Genomic DNA, 13,769 nt, shown 5'->3' on the forward strand with positions numbered 1-13,769 from the left:
TGGACCACCCGGGCCACCCGCAACGTGACCGCTGCCCTCGAACGGCTCCGCCTCTCACCCACAGCCAGAGCCCGGTGAGCCGTACCCGCCACGACACGAACGCTCATCACGATCCTCCTGCGGACCGCAAGCCCTCCCGGCCACCAACTTTGCGCGCCGGACAGTGCGGCCTGCGCCGACACCGAACGAAGCAACCGTCGTGCGCCCCCGGGGACGGTCGGCCGCGGGGCAGCAACAACGACGCCTCGGTTGCAGAACCACTGCGGGTCGCGGCAACCGCGATCACGAACGGCCGTGGAGCAGACTCCGCGGTCCAAGCACAACGTCCGGCGACAGTCCTCGATCTCGGTGTCATCAAGAGTGGCCAGCCAGTCCCTCCCAGAACCAGTCCTTGCCGAGACCGGAGTCCAGGTTCAACGCCGAATGGCTGATGTCCTCTCACCCCGGTACCACGGACCGGACATGATGCCCGCTTCGACCCCGGTCAGCAGCGGTCGGCCCTGCCCGGAGTCCTGACAACGACATCACCGCAGCCCGCGTCCGCAGCAGCGCGGGTGGCGTCGAGCCCAGCACAGGGCGTGCTCGCACAGGGCGCACGCGCCGCCAGGCCATCGACAGGGAACTGACACCTGAGACCGCAGGCGGGCGAATGAGGCAGCGCGGGACCTCGCCTGCGTGCTCGGGCCCGGACGCACCTGACGCCGATGTCGGGTGACACCACGACAGCCATACCAGGTGTCAGCGCGCCGCAGCTCAGTGGTGGGCGCTCAGGGCACCGCCGTTCCACGGTAGCCCCGCCGAGGCGGGAGCCCAGGCAACACCGTGGACGGGGCCCGCGGCCGCGTGTCGGCGGGTTCCTTCTGCACTGGACGACCGGCGAGGGCCGCGACGATGTCGGCTGCGGTCAGCACCCCGGCGAGACGCCCGTCTTCCGCCAGCACCGGCAGGGCGTCGGCTTCGGTATAGCTCATGAGATCGGCTGCGTGGCGTACGGTCTGCTCGACATGGACGAGCGCCGACCTGTGGGCGGGCAGGAGGTCGCCCACGCGCAGGCCGGACAGCGAGGCGGCCGGTGCCGCACAGACGACCGCCACGTCGGCCCTGTCCAGCAGGCCGGCACAGCGACCGTCCGGATGCACCACCGGAAGGTGACGGGAGCCGGATCGCTCCAGCAACTCCCACGCCACGAGCACGGTTTCGTCGACATCGATCGTGACCACAGCGGTGCGCATCACGACGGCGACCGTCCGCGCCAAGACCTCCTGCTCACCGTGAACCACCCCCGGCTGCTGCTCCTCCATGGTCGCCTCCTTCTTGTTTGCGAGCGTCACCGCGGCGTCATGGGGAGGGCGTCGGCTTCCCTTTCGCCGCGGTGTGGTGGCCGTCCGACGGCTGTTGCTGTTGCTGTTGCTGTTGCAGTACGTCGAGGACCACGGATCCGTCGACGGTCTCGCGAGTGGTGAGCAGTCCGGCAAGGGTGTCCAGCGCCTCCCGGTGGTCGCGCAGCAGAGCCACCGCGCGTTCCTCGGCTTGCCGCAGCAGGCGGGCGGTCTCCTCGTCGACGATGCGTTGGGTCTGCTCGGAATAGGGCCGGTGCAGTGTCTCTTCGGTGCTCTCACCGCCGAGGTAGCGGGAGGCTCCGGAGCCGTATCCGATGGGGCCGAGGGCCGGGGACAGGCCGAACTCGCGAACCATACGGACGGCGAGCTGGGTGGCGCCGGCCAGGTCGTCGGCGGCACCGGTCGAGCCCTCGCCGAAGACGACCAGCTCGGCCGCGCGACCGCCGAGCCGGACGGTCAGCAGGTCGGTCAGATAGCCCTCGCTGTACAGGTGCCGTTCAGCCTCCGGGAGCTGCTCAGTGGCACCCAGCGAAGGCCCGGAGGGCAGGATGGTGACCTTGGCGACCGGGTCGGCGTGCTCGCACAGGGCCGCCACGAGCGCGTGTCCGGATTCGTGGACGGCCACGGAGTACCGTTCCTCGGGCAGCAGGGCGTTGGTGGACTCCCGCCGCCCCAGCAGCAGCCGGTCGCGGGCGTCGCCGAGACCCTGGGCGTCGATGACGGCACCCCCTGCCCGGACGGCATTGATGGCGGCCTCGTTGACCAGATTGGCGAGGTCAGCGCCGGAGAAGCCGGGCGTGGCCCGGGCGACCTTGTCCCAGTCGACGTCCGGTGCCAGGGTCTTGCCGCGGGCGTGGACGGCCAGGATGGCCGCCCGTTCGGCCTGGTTGGGCAGTGGCACGGTCACATGCCGGTCGAAGCGGCCGGGGCGCAGCAGCGCCGGGTCGAGGGCCTCGGGCCGGTTGGTCGCGGCCAGGACGACGATGCCGCTGGCCTGGTCGAAGCCGTCCATCTCGGCGAGGAGCTGGTTGAGGGTCTGCTCGCGTTCGTCGTTGCCGCCGAGCCGGGCAGCCCCGCCGCGACGGCTGCCGACGGCGTCGATCTCGTCGATGAAGATGATCGAGGGGGCCCGTTTGCGCGCCTCGGCGAACAGGTCGCGCACCCGGGAGGCCCCGACACCGACGAACATCTCCACGAACGCCGAGCCGGTCACCGACAGGAACGGGACCTCCGCCTCACCGGCCACCGCGCGGGCGATGAGGGTCTTACCGGTGCCCGGCGGGCCCACCATGATCACACCACGTGGTCCCTTGGCTCCCGCGACTGCGTAGCGCTCGGGGCTGCGCAGGAAGTCGACGATCTCGCTGATCTCCTGCTTGACGCCCCCGTAGCCCGCGACGTCCTCGAAGCGGGTGGTCGGCCGCTCGGTCTCGATGATCTTGGCGCGGGCCCGCCCGATGGCGCTGAGCCCCCCGCCCAGTGTCCTTGCTGCCTGGCGGCCGGTCCACACGAAAAGAGCGACGATGAACAGCAGCGGCAGGAGCAGCACCAACAGTGTCCCGAGGGGGCTGCCGCTGCTGCTCCGGGACGCGGTGATCTCCACGTTCTTGGACTGCAACTGCTGCTCCAGGCGGCTGTTGTCCAAAGCGGTGGGTATCCGCGTGGTGAATTTCTTACCGTCCTTGAGGGTTCCCTTGATGGCGCCCTTGTCGTCGATGTCGACCGTCTTGACCTGACCGACGCTCACCTTGCCGACGAACTCGCTGTACGACAGCGATGCGCCCCCTGGGGGGGAGGGAGTTCGCATCAGCACCACGAGCAACAAGACCAAGGCGGCGACGGGCAGCAGCCAGCGAGACCAGGAAGGCCCCGGCGAAGGCGCCGGCGGCTTGGGCGCCTCGCGCGGGGGCCCCGGTTTGGCCGAGCGTGACAGATGCCGGCCTGACAGACGAACTGATGTGATCACCGGACGGCTCCCTTGGCGGAAGGACGAACCTCGGGCGAGACCGTTCCCGCAATCCGAAGAGGCGTGGATCGCAGGTGGGCGTCCCACTTCCAGGATCAACGCCTTCTCCGCCATCGGCAGGAGCGAACGCACCGAGTCGGGTCCTGGTCACGCGCGGTCCCGACCGGAGAAACCGGCCGACCAGGACCACGAGTCCTCGGCCCTTCACCACACAGACCGTGGGCGACAAGTCTGGAAAGCGCCATTTTCAGGAGGTTGCCATGAAACGATCCGCCCCCAGCAGGCCCCTGAGGTCCAGGTGGAGGTCCTCGGGGAGCTGCCGCCGGACGCGGCCGGGTACGCGCGGGACAAGGTACAGGCCGTCCTCGGCCAGACGTGGGAACCGGTTCTTTTCGCCCGGGTGAAACTGACCCCGGACAGCACCGGGAGGCCCGCCGCGGCCGGATGCCCGTCCCCGGCCCGCACGAGTGGCGGCACGGCAGTGAACCCACCCACCGCCCCGGCTACTGACGCAACCGTCAGCAGTCTGCATGGCCTGGGCGGAAACCTAGCTGATCGTCACGATCGTCCTGACGGCGATCGCGGCCGCCGTACTGACACTGCTCGTACTTCCCCACACCAGAGCGCAGAATTGGCCACGCTCGCGCCGCCGCGCCCCCCTGCTGCCGGCTCCAAGCCGGTCCGGAGCACGACCCGCGCGGCAGGCGAGAAGCCGTTGCGCGCTCCACAGGCCCCGCCACTCATAGGTGCGACGGTCTCTCGATGAACGTAAGCGCGATCCCGGCGGCGCGTACAGCGTTGAGGCTATCCCTGTTGGGGAGAAAGGGGGTTGTGCCGTCGGATCAGGTAGCGGCGGAGTTCGTCGGCGCCCCAGATGATGAGGGGGTAGGGAAGCAGGAACAGCAGATCACTCGCCGGGAGGGCGGCGGTTCACAGCAGTTTCTGGAATGGCGGGGCGTAGACGAAGGCGGCTGCGAGCAGGGCTGCGGCGAGCCACAGCAGCAGGGCAAGCGGGTGCGGGAACTGGCGCGCCAGTTCCCGAGGCCAGCGTCGGCCGCCGCGTCGGCGCAGCTCGTTGCGGCCGTACTGCAGCCGCTGCCAGGCCTCGACGGAGGTCAAACCGGCTCGCGAACTGTGCAGATCGCGCAGGAGCGGCTCCGCCGCCTCCTCGGGGTCGAGCCCCGGCGGCCGCACCCACGCCTCGTGGCGACTCTTCACTCAGCAGAGGTCAGGTCCGGTTCCGAGCCCGTCGGCGGAACGACACCTCGGCTGCGGCCCGTGCCTGGCTGCCTGCACCGGGGCGGGCAGGCAGGCCGCTGCGCGTTCCGACTGCACCTTCGTCAGGTGAGTGCTCCGTCCCGGCGCCTCTTGCGGACAGCTGCGCGCACGACGGGACCGCCGGTGGCCCCGGTACAGGACGGTTCGCTTACGGCTCATCTCGTCGGGCGGTGTGGCGCCGTACGGTGTCCGACATGGACGGCGCGGACGAGAACGTCGAGCATGGCGAGGGCTTCGTTGCCGCACCCTTCAGGGCGCCACGTCGGCTGTGGTGGCTAGGCTCCGTCGCCCTGTTGGTGATCGCGGCGGTAGTCGCCGTGTACCGGCGGCACGACCTGGCTGCGGCCTTGCACCTGATCGCCTCAGTCCGGCTGCCCCGGCTGGTCCTGGTCGCCGGGTTCCAGGCAGCGTCTCTCGGCGCTCTGATCGCGCTGCAGCAGTGGCTGCTGCGGATGGGCGGGGCGCGCTTGCGCCTCAGGGTCGTCGGGACCATCGTGCTGGCGGCCAACGCCGTCGCCGGTGCACTGCCGGGCGGGGCGGCGTTCGCGGCCGCATGGATGTTCACGCAGTTGCGGCGCAGGGGTGTCGGGCAGGTACTCGCGGGAGCGGTGCTGGCCGTCTCGGGAGTGCTGTCGGTGGCCGCGCTCTTTGCGCTGCTGGTGGCCGGTGCGCTGACGAGCGGCTCCGCGGGGCTCGGCGCGCTGCGGCCCGTGGTGCTCGGGCTCGTGGCGGTCCTCAGCGTGATGGTGGGCGCTGTGGCTGGTCTCTCCCGTTTCGAGCTGGTACGCCGTCGGTTCTGGCGGCTCTGGCGGCGGCTCGGGGTACGTTCCCAGCAGCTGCTGAACATCGAGGACGGCCTGCTTGCCCTCGTCCGGCACGTCCATGCCGTTCGACCGGGGCTGCGCCCATGGTGGCAGCCCTTCACCCTCGCGCTGCTCAACTGGGCGTGCGATGCGGCCTGCCTCCTCGCCTGCGCGTGGGGGCTGGGCATCGGCGTTCCCTGGCGCGGGATCCTCGTGGCGTACACGCTCACCCAGATGACGGGCAGCCTGCGGCTGACGCCGGGCGGTCTCGGTGTGGTGGAGGCCAGCCTGACAGCGCTGCTCGTGCTGTACGGGCTGCGCACCGACCAGGCAATCGCGGTCACGTTGCTCTACCGGACGGCCAGCTACTGGGCGCTGCAACCCATCGGCTGGGCGTGCTGGCTCGGTCTGACCTTCAGCTCGCGACGCGCGAACCACCGCGCCGGACCTGACCGGCGCACTGGATGAGAGCGCCGCTGGGTCGTCTCCATGGGGCGCCACGAGAACCTCGTCCGCCCTGGTTACCCAGGCACCCGACCGGCCCTCCCGTCGCCTGGCGCCGGTGGCTCACCGGGACACGGACCCGGTGAGCCACCGGCGAAGCGGTACTGGTCACACGGTCTCGGTCGCTCCGATCGGGCACGGAGCAGGTATTGCACGCCATGGAGGAGCACCGGACCCGGCGGCTGCCGGTCATCGACGAGCACCGGCTGATCGGCGTGATCACCGAAGCCGAGCTCGCTCGGCATCTCCCGGAAAAGCAGTTGAGGCACTTCGTAGAGTCCATCTGCGCGACTCCTTGACCATGCCGGATGTGCGCCGAGCGGCGTGATCGGGACACGCTGCTCGCCCCACCATTCCGCGTGCGCACTGCGTCGTTCTTCGCGATGCCCCGTGAGGATGGAGGTCTGGTCGCATAACCGTCCCAGCGGCCGGTCCGGACGCAGTGCCGGTACCTGTGCCGGGGCGTGGTCGGCGGTGCCGGCATCGTCGGCCACGCCGACCAGCCGGTCGGCGAAGACTGCGACGAGGGTGCGGTGCCCGTCTGTGGGCACTGCGCAGAGCCGGTCGGCGGCCTGCGCACCGAAGAGCCTGCTCGCGGTGCCATGGAGAGGACTCCCTGACGAAGGGAGCCGTCATGAGCGGCACACCGTCCCGGCTGCCTGCCTGCGCTCGCTGCGAGCCGTGGTCTTTGATACCGACGAAGTCGTCATCGATTCGGCCCTGGTCCATGCTGCGGCCTGGCGGGGCGCCTTCGACGCTTGTCTGTCGGCCGCGGGCGGGCAGCGACCGGACCGTGAAGCGTTCGCCCGGCTCGCCGCCCGCTCGAACTCCTTTCTCGCCGAGCTCGAGGCCAGTCCCTGTACCAGCAGTTGTGAAGCACAGGTCCGGTTCGGCTGCGCTCGCAAGATCGACTCTGCCCAGCGGCCTCGGACGTGGCGCACGGGCGAGGTGGCCCGGAGGCCGTGGTGGCCTGTGATGGGGCCGGGACGGCGAGTACTGGCAGACCGCGGCCGGTCCGACGGCCGCCTTGCAGATCCGGCCGTCGTTCCGGGGACAGGCGGTGGGAGAAGGCTCGCGATGATGCGCACGCCCCGTCGGCTGAGGTGGCGGACTGCTGCTGGTCAAGGGAGGGTGGGAAGCGGAACCACTCGGGAGCAGGCAGGTGGGCGAATGAGTAACAACGCAACGTCCGCTCTGCGGATCGTGGTGGGCGTCGACGGCTCCGAGCCGTCGAAGGCTGCACTGCGGTGGGCGGCCGACCAGGCTGAGCTGATGGATGGTGTGGTCGACGCGATCTTCGCCTGGGAGTTCCCGACGAGCTGGTACGGCCTGGCACCGCCGGCGGACACGGAGCCGGCCGACTACCAGGAGCAGGCGCGCAAGCTCCTCGACCGGGTGATCGACGAGGTCCTCGGGCCGGAACAACCCGTCGAGATCCGTCCCCGCTCTGCCCAAGGGCACCCAGCCGCCGTCTTGCTGGATGCCGCCGCCGGGGCACGGCTGCTCGTCGTGGGCAACCGAGGCCACGGCGGATTCGCCGAGGCACTGCTCGGCTCGGTCAGCCAGCACTGCGTCCAGCACGCCTCGTGTCCCGTCGTCGTCGTACGCGGTCCCCGCCACCACCAGAAATGAACTCGCCTACCGGGAAACGACGTTGCTTCTGCCCTCCAGCCCGGAGACAACGACGAGGAAGAAGTCGTCGCTCTCATCTGCTCGCTGAAACCCGCGGGCGTCAGCTGCACCGTGTCCGGTTCGGCGCCTCCATATGCCGTGAGTGTTCCTAGTGTCCTGCGCCCGAGATTCGTCGTTAGTTCATGCATGAGTGCTTCTTCGGTTGTGCCAGCACCGCGTCGTGGTCCGAAGCTGGAACCGTTGTTGTTGTCCGTTGACGAGCGTGCGGTGTTGGAGCGTTGGGCCCGGCGGGCGACGTCTGCGCAGGCGGTGGCGTTACGGGCGCGGATCGTGCTGGCGTGTGCACGTCCTGACGTTCCGCCGATTGTTGTGGTGGCGCGGGATCTGCGGGTAGCGGCGGATACGGTCCGCAAGTGGCGTCGGCGGTTTCTGGCCGCCCGGCTGGACGGGTTGGTGGATGAGCCCCGGCCAGGCCGGCCGCCCGCCATCAGCGTCGACCAGGTGGAGGCGGTCGTGGTCAGCACGCTGGAGGAGCTCCCGAAGAATGCCACCCACTGGTCGCGCAAGTCGATGGCCGAACGCAGTGGGCTGTCGGGCCGCTCGACGACGAGCCGGTGGACCTGGCTCGTGGACAGCGTGATGCCGTGCTCCTTCCCGTGGCCTGCTTCGATCATGGAGACGCGTTCTGTCGCCACTCGGTTGCCCGGGGGGACATTTTTACGAGCCGCCTTGCGGTTGATCTTGGTCACGGGTGGGGGCCGGGCCGAAGTACGAGCTGGTCTTCGCCGACCGGCTGCCGGTCACCCTGGTGCACCTGCGGACCGGACTCACCCACGCCGCGCTCGGCGTGCTCTACGAGGTGGGTTCGTCCACGGTCGGCCGGGCGATCGGCGAGATCCGGGCCCTGCTGGCCGAGCGCGGCTTCGCCGCCCCCGACCGGCCCGGACTGCGGTTGCGCACATTGGAGACGTGTTGGTGAACCGGCCGCGTGGATGTGGTGGCACCGCGGCCGGGAATGCCGGAACCCGACTGGGCCCAGTTCGCCGGTCGGCACCGGACATGAGCCGACCACCCTCGCACGGCGGACGACGGCAATGACGGCCGGTCAGCTCAGCTCAGCCGCGTCGGCGCGACAGCGCCGTCGTCGCCACTGAGTTGTGCACCGTGAAAGCAATCGTGCCCGGCAGAAAGCGGTCGTCCGACCACATCAACGGTCTGCCCGCCTGGTCCGTGGCCCGCCGCCGCTCCCGCATCAGCGGCGCGTCCGGAGCACAGCCGAGGAGGCGCGCGTCGTCGGCATCGGCGTAGACGAGGTCAATGGTGTGTTCCGTGTCCGCGAACACCACTCCCTCCTCCGCCAGTGGATCGGTGTGCGAGATCGCGTGGGGATCCAAGCGCTTGATCAGGGCGCCGATCCGCTCCGGGTAGAGAGTCCTCTCGATCATGATCGGAACACGCGACAGCGTCCGCAGCCGGAGCACCCGGTATATATGCGACCCCGGAGCGAGGCTGAGCTGCGCGCATTCCAACGGTTCTGCGGGACGGCGTTCGATGTCGATCGTGCGGCTGCCCGGTTCCTCTCCGAGCGAGCGTGCCCATCGGGTGAAACTCAGCAACTCGAAAAAACTCTGTGTACGTGCGGTGCCGAGCACGACGCGGCGCGTGCCACGTCGGGAAGTGACCAGGCCGTTGGCGCGCAGTACGGCCAGCGCCTGACGGACGGTGCCGCGTGAGACGCCGTACTGCTGGGCGAGCTTTTCCTCGCTGGGCAGCCGACCGTCCGACCCGTAGGCGCCGGTAGCTATGGCCTCGCGCAGGTCAGCCGCCAGCCGCCGGTACCGGGCTCCGGTGGTGCCGCCCCCCGCGACCGCCATTCTGCTCTCCTTCTCCCTCAGCCGCCCATCGCCGCTGCTGTGGAACGTGAGCCTATCCGCTCCCGAACGTGGCTCACCGATCAGGCCCCTCCCGCCGCACAGCCCGCGTTCTCTTCCCGAAAGGCTTCTCCGTGCGTTCGCCGGCGTTCATCTTCCGTACACCGCCTCCCGAGGTAATGAGTCAAGTTGTACAGCCAACTTATTCCACTGGGAGATTCCATTGAGACTGCACCGCGTTCCCTCGGCGGGCCTTTCCTGTGTCCTTGCCGCGGCCGCGCTGGGACTCAGTGCATGCGGCCTGACCAGCGCAGATGGGGCAAGCGATAGCGGGAGCAAGGCCGCGACCGCCATCTCGGCACAGGACGCCGGCGGCCTCGACGCTCTCGTCGCAGCCGCGAAGAAGGAGGGCAAGTTGAACGCCATCGCCCTTCCTCGGGACTGGGCGAACTACGGCGAGATCATCGACACCTTCGAGAAGAAGTACGGGATCAAGGTCGAGGTCGAGAACCCCGACGCCTCCAGCCAGGACGAGCTCGCCGCAGTCACCTCCCGCAAGGGACAGGACCGGTCTCCGGACGTCATCGACGTGGGCAGCGCCTTCGCCATCAGCGCGGCCCAGCAGAACCTGCTGGCGCAGTACCGCGTCTCAGCCTTCGACCAGATCCCGCAGGAGCAGAAGGACGCTCAGGCACGCTGGTACAACGACTTCGGCGGCTACGTCTCGATCGGTTGTGACGCGGCCCGCGTCAAGAAGTGCCCCAAGACCTTCGCCGACCTGCTCGATCCGCAGTACAAGGGCCAGATCGCGCTGACCGGCAATCCGACGAAGTCCGGCTCGGCCTTCGGTGCCGTATACGCGGCGGCACTCGCCAACAAGGGCTCCTTCGACGACATCAAGCCCGGCCTGGACTTCTTCGCCCGCCTGAAGAATTCCGGCAACTTCAACCCTGTCGAGTCGAGCCCTGCGACCATCCAGAAGGGTGAGACGCCGATCAGTATCAACTGGGACTACCTCAACGCCGGATACGTCGACGACCTCCGCGCCAAGGGCGTCGACTGGAAGGTGAGCGTCCCGGCCGACGGTGTGTACGCCCAGTACTACTCGCAGGCCATCGTGAAGTGGGCACCGCACCCGGCCGCTGCCCGCTTGTGGCAGGAGTTCCTCTACAGCCCCGAAGGCCAGAACCTGTGGCTCAAGGGCCACGCCCGCCCCGTGCTGATGCCCTCGATGCAGAAGGCCGGCACGCTCGACACCGCCGTCGCCGCCAAGCTCCCGCAGGCACCCGACGGCAAGACCGCCTTCCCGACGGAGGATCAGATCAGCAAGGCCAAGCAGGACGTCGTCCAGGGCTGGGGCCGGGGCGCCGGCGAATGAGTACCCTCCAAGCAGTCGCCAGAGGCGACAACACGACCCGCTCCTCCGGAAGCAGTACTCGTGCGGGTGCCGCCCGGCGGTGGCGCCTTCCTCGCTCGGCAGGCTGGCTGGGTGCCGTGCCGCTGCTCCTCTTCGCCGCCTTGGTGTTCGGCCTGCCCGCCGGGACGATGGTGTTCGGCGCGCTCACGACGCCCGAAACTGTGCCCGACGGGGCCCGCTTCACCGGCGCAAACATGAGCGCCTCACTGCACGGCCCCTACCTGACCGCGCTCATCGGAAGCGTCAAGCTCTCCGCCGTCTCCGCGCTGATCGCCGCGGTCGTCGGTCTGCCGGTCGCCCACGCGGTCGTGACCTCGCGATTCCGCGCGCTGCGCGAGGCGGTCCTGGCCGGGGCGGGCGTACTGGCGAACTTCGGCGGTGTGCCGCTCGCGTTCGCTTTCGTGGCGACGCTCGGCAACGCCGGGGTGCTGACGACCCGCTTCCACCTGCTCGGCCACGGCTGGAATCTGTACGGCTTCTGGGGCCTGACCCTGGTCTACCTCTACTTCCTGATTCCGCTCATGGTCCTCACGCTCGCCCCCGCTCTGGAGGGGCTGCGGCGGCAGTGGCGCGAGGCCGCCCACAACAACGGCGCAAGCACCTTCCGGTACTGGATGCACGTCGCCCTGCCGATTCTCATGCCCTCGCTGCTCGGCGGCTATGTCTTGCTGTTCGGCACCGCGTTCAGTGCGTACGCGACGGCCGCCGCGATGGTTGGCAGCTCGGTACCGCTGGTCACCATGCAGATCGCGGACGCGCTGTCCGGCAACGTCCTGGTCGGCCAGGACAACGTCGCTCTGGCGCTCGGCGTCGACATGGTGCTGGTCGCGGGGCTTGTCATGGCCGTCCAGGTGCCGTTGCAGCGCAGGAGCACACGATGGCTCGCTTGAGCAGGACCGGATACGGGCGCAGCGCCGTACTGCTGCTCACCGGTGCGTACTTCCTCGTCCCGATCGCATGCGCCATCGCCTTCAGCATCGGAATCGGCGCCCCCCGCCAGGCCCTCGGCTTCGAGGCCTACACCGGCATCTTCGGTGCCGACGGCTTCACCGACAGCCTCACTCTGACCCTGAAACTGGCCGCGGCCACCATCGCGCTGGTTCTGGTGCTGCTCGTGCCTGCCTTGGTCACGGTGCGGCTGGCCGCGCCGCGTCTGCGCACACTCGTCGAGATCGTGTGCATGCTGCCGCTGGTCGTACCCGCTGTCGCCCTGGTCGCCGGCATCAGCGCGGTGCTGCGCTGGGGACCGGACCACTTTGCCGGCACCCCGCTCTTCCACGCCATGGTCGCGCTCCAGGCCCCGCAGTTCCCCATGGTTCTGGTGCTCGCCTACACGCTGATGGCGCTGCCGCTGGCGTACCGCACACTCGACACCGGGTTCGCCGCCATCGACCTGCGCGTGCTCGTCGAGGCTGCACGGTCCTGCGGGGCGCCGTGGCCGCGCACCCTCATCCATGTCGTGCTGCCCAACCTTCGCGGGGCGCTGCTCAACACGGCGTTCCTGACCCTCGCACTCGTCCTCGGCGAGTACACCGTCGCCGCGGTCCTCGGCTATCAGCCGTTCGCCGTGTGGATCGTCGCCACCAGCGGCTCGCAGGCGCAGATGTCGGTGGCCGTCTCGATGGTCGGCCTCCTCATCACCTGGATGCTGCTGCTGATGATCAGCGCCGCCGGACGTACTCGCCGCCCCAAGGAGAACTCATGACCGACCTTCTCACCGATCCCGAAACCGTCAGGCCGACGCGGGCCGGTTCAACCGTGGAGTTCCGTGGGCTGCGCCGCACCTTCGGCACCACGACGGCGCTGGACGGACTGGACCTTGAAGTCCGCCCCGGCGAACTCCTGGCACTGCTCGGCCCGTCCGGCTGCGGAAAGACCACCGCCTTGCGCACGGTCGCCGGCTTCGAGCGGCCCGACACGGGCAAAGTGCTCGTGGACGGCGAGGACATCACGCGTGTTCCCGCACACCGCCGCGAGGCGGGCATGGTGTTCCAGTCGTACAGCCTCTTTCCGCACATGACAGCCATCGACAACGTCGCCTTCGGGCTGCGGATGAGCGGAACGGGCAAAGCCGCGCGGCGGGCCCGCGCCGCGGAACTTCTGGAGCTGGTCGGGCTGCCGAACCACGCCGCCCGCTTCCCGCGCCAGCTCTCCGGAGGTCAGCAGCAGCGCATCGCGCTGGCCCGGGCTCTGGCACTGCGGCCACGCGTACTGCTGCTCGACGAACCGCTGTCCGCGCTCGACGCTCAGGTGCGGCTGACGCTGCGCGAGGAGATCCGTCGCCTCCAACAACAACTGGGCATCACGACGCTGTTCGTGACACACGACCAGGAGGAGGCCCTCTCCATGGCCGACCGGGTCGCCGTGATGCGCGCCGGGAGACTGGAGCAGTGCGCGCCTCCCGCAGAGCTGTACGAACGCCCTGCGACCGCGTTCGTCGCCAATTTCGTGGGGGTGATGAGCCGGATACCGGCCCGGCCGGGGGCGGACGGCACGACCGTGGGCGCGTTCGGCCGCACGCTACCGGTCCGCGGGACGCTACCGGGCCCCGTCGGGACCGACGGTGGAAGTGGCGAGGTGGACGTACTGGTACGCCCGGAAGCGATCGGGGTCACGGCGGACGGCGATGGCACGTCCCAGATCGTGGGCGCGACATTCCTGGGCGCGACGACGAGGCTGACCGTACGGCTGGCCGGAGGCGCGGAGGTGATGGCGGACGTGGCGACTCACTCGACGGCCGGACTCCCCGTCGGTGCGAAGGTGACGCTGACCCTTCCGGACCGCCCGGTGCTGGTGGATCGCCACAGCTGGGGAAACGGCGGTCGCGGTGGAAGCTGACGGCTCCGGCCGATTCTCGATCCGACCACGCCGTACGAAGCCGTCGCTTCAGACCGAACCAACCGACCTGTCCGGCCTTCGACGCAGGGAGCCCCCGCTTCCGCCCGTTCGCCACGCACC

11 protein-coding genes and 2 pseudogenes are annotated in these 13,769 nt (G+C 69.5%); 9 read left to right on the top strand and 4 right to left on the bottom strand.

All coding sequences use genetic code 11. From position 1 onward, the window contains the following. Positions 1-767 precede the first annotated feature (767 nt). From OG953_RS03685 to OG953_RS03695, 3 genes are all read right to left on the bottom strand, one after another. Positions 768-1,331, bottom strand: a complete 564-nt coding sequence (locus OG953_RS03685) for an HPP family protein (RefSeq protein ID WP_405682466.1) — start codon at positions 1,329-1,331, stop codon at positions 768-770. A 7-nt stretch (positions 1,332-1,338) separates the two neighbouring features. Further along, positions 1,339-3,306 (bottom strand): ATP-dependent zinc metalloprotease FtsH, encoded by a 1,968-nt coding sequence (gene ftsH / locus OG953_RS03690; protein ID WP_405682467.1) that lies wholly within the window; start codon positions 3,304-3,306, stop codon positions 1,339-1,341. Between the two features lie 930 nt (positions 3,307-4,236). Beyond that, on the bottom strand, positions 4,237-4,524 hold the full coding sequence (locus tag OG953_RS03695; RefSeq protein ID WP_405682469.1) for a cation-transporting P-type ATPase: 288 nt from the start codon (positions 4,522-4,524) through the stop codon (positions 4,237-4,239). 254 nt (positions 4,525-4,778) lie between these two features. Here OG953_RS03695 and OG953_RS03700 point away from each other — a divergent pair, with 254 nt between their 5' ends. The 5 genes and pseudogenes from OG953_RS03700 to OG953_RS03720 all read left to right on the top strand — a co-directional run. Continuing rightward, positions 4,779-5,855, top strand: a complete 1,077-nt coding sequence (locus tag OG953_RS03700) for a YbhN family protein (protein ID WP_405682470.1) — start codon at positions 4,779-4,781, stop codon at positions 5,853-5,855. A 185-nt stretch (positions 5,856-6,040) separates the two neighbouring features. Next, positions 6,041-6,190, top strand: a complete 150-nt coding sequence (locus OG953_RS03705) for a CBS domain-containing protein (protein ID WP_405682471.1) — start codon at positions 6,041-6,043, stop codon at positions 6,188-6,190. Between the two features lie 871 nt (positions 6,191-7,061). Further along, positions 7,062-7,523, top strand: a complete 462-nt coding sequence (locus tag OG953_RS03710) for a universal stress protein (protein WP_405682473.1) — start codon at positions 7,062-7,064, stop codon at positions 7,521-7,523. 186 nt (positions 7,524-7,709) lie between these two features. Continuing rightward, a pseudogene (locus OG953_RS03715) lies at positions 7,710-8,096 on the top strand (helix-turn-helix domain-containing protein); the annotation flags it as partial. 181 nt (positions 8,097-8,277) lie between these two features. Then, a pseudogene (locus OG953_RS03720) lies at positions 8,278-8,487 on the top strand (transposase family protein); the annotation flags it as partial. A 151-nt stretch (positions 8,488-8,638) separates the two neighbouring features. Here the strand turns inward: OG953_RS03720 and OG953_RS03725 are convergent. Beyond that, on the bottom strand, positions 8,639-9,397 hold the full coding sequence (locus OG953_RS03725; RefSeq protein WP_405682474.1) for a GntR family transcriptional regulator: 759 nt from the start codon (positions 9,395-9,397) through the stop codon (positions 8,639-8,641). 214 nt (positions 9,398-9,611) lie between these two features. Between OG953_RS03725 and OG953_RS03730 the strand changes: the two genes are divergently transcribed. From OG953_RS03730 to OG953_RS03745, 4 genes are read left to right on the top strand one after another with little or no spacing between them, the layout of a single operon-like run. Further along, positions 9,612-10,772: an ABC transporter substrate-binding protein gene (locus OG953_RS03730; RefSeq protein ID WP_405691602.1), complete on the top strand. Its 1,161-nt coding sequence runs from the start codon at positions 9,612-9,614 to the stop codon at positions 10,770-10,772. Continuing rightward, the gene (locus OG953_RS03735) at positions 10,769-11,701 is read left to right on the top strand and encodes an ABC transporter permease (RefSeq protein ID WP_405682475.1); all 933 of its coding nucleotides are present in this window, start codon (positions 10,769-10,771) and stop codon (positions 11,699-11,701) included. The genes OG953_RS03730 and OG953_RS03735 overlap by 4 nt, the downstream gene beginning before the upstream one ends. Beyond that, complete coding sequence (locus OG953_RS03740; RefSeq protein ID WP_405682477.1) at positions 11,689-12,516, top strand: ABC transporter permease; 828 nt, start codon at positions 11,689-11,691, stop codon at positions 12,514-12,516. The genes OG953_RS03735 and OG953_RS03740 overlap by 13 nt, the downstream gene beginning before the upstream one ends. Continuing rightward, positions 12,513-13,649 (top strand): ABC transporter ATP-binding protein, encoded by a 1,137-nt coding sequence (locus OG953_RS03745; protein ID WP_405682478.1) that lies wholly within the window; start codon positions 12,513-12,515, stop codon positions 13,647-13,649. The genes OG953_RS03740 and OG953_RS03745 overlap by 4 nt, the downstream gene beginning before the upstream one ends. Positions 13,650-13,769: the final 120 nt, after the last annotated feature.

The organism is Streptomyces sp. NBC_00057, assembly GCF_045041165.1.
Taxonomy (GTDB): Bacteria; Actinomycetota; Actinomycetes; order Streptomycetales; family Streptomycetaceae; genus Streptomyces.

What these genes read in the sequence shown, in the direction of transcription:
- OG953_RS03700 (WP_405682470.1), top strand. Translation starts at nt 4,779, where the DNA reads ATGGACGGCGCGGACGAGAACGTCGAGCATGGCGAGGGCTTCGTTGCC.
- OG953_RS03710 (WP_405682473.1), top strand. Translation starts at nt 7,062, where the DNA reads ATGAGTAACAACGCAACGTCCGCTCTGCGGATCGTGGTGGGCGTCGAC.
- OG953_RS03725 (WP_405682474.1), bottom strand. Translation starts at nt 9,397, where the DNA reads ATGGCGGTCGCGGGGGGCGGCACCACCGGAGCCCGGTACCGGCGGCTG.
- OG953_RS03735 (WP_405682475.1), top strand. Translation starts at nt 10,769, where the DNA reads ATGAGTACCCTCCAAGCAGTCGCCAGAGGCGACAACACGACCCGCTCC.
- OG953_RS03740 (WP_405682477.1), top strand. Translation starts at nt 11,689, where the DNA reads ATGGCTCGCTTGAGCAGGACCGGATACGGGCGCAGCGCCGTACTGCTG.
- OG953_RS03745 (WP_405682478.1), top strand. Translation starts at nt 12,513, where the DNA reads ATGACCGACCTTCTCACCGATCCCGAAACCGTCAGGCCGACGCGGGCC.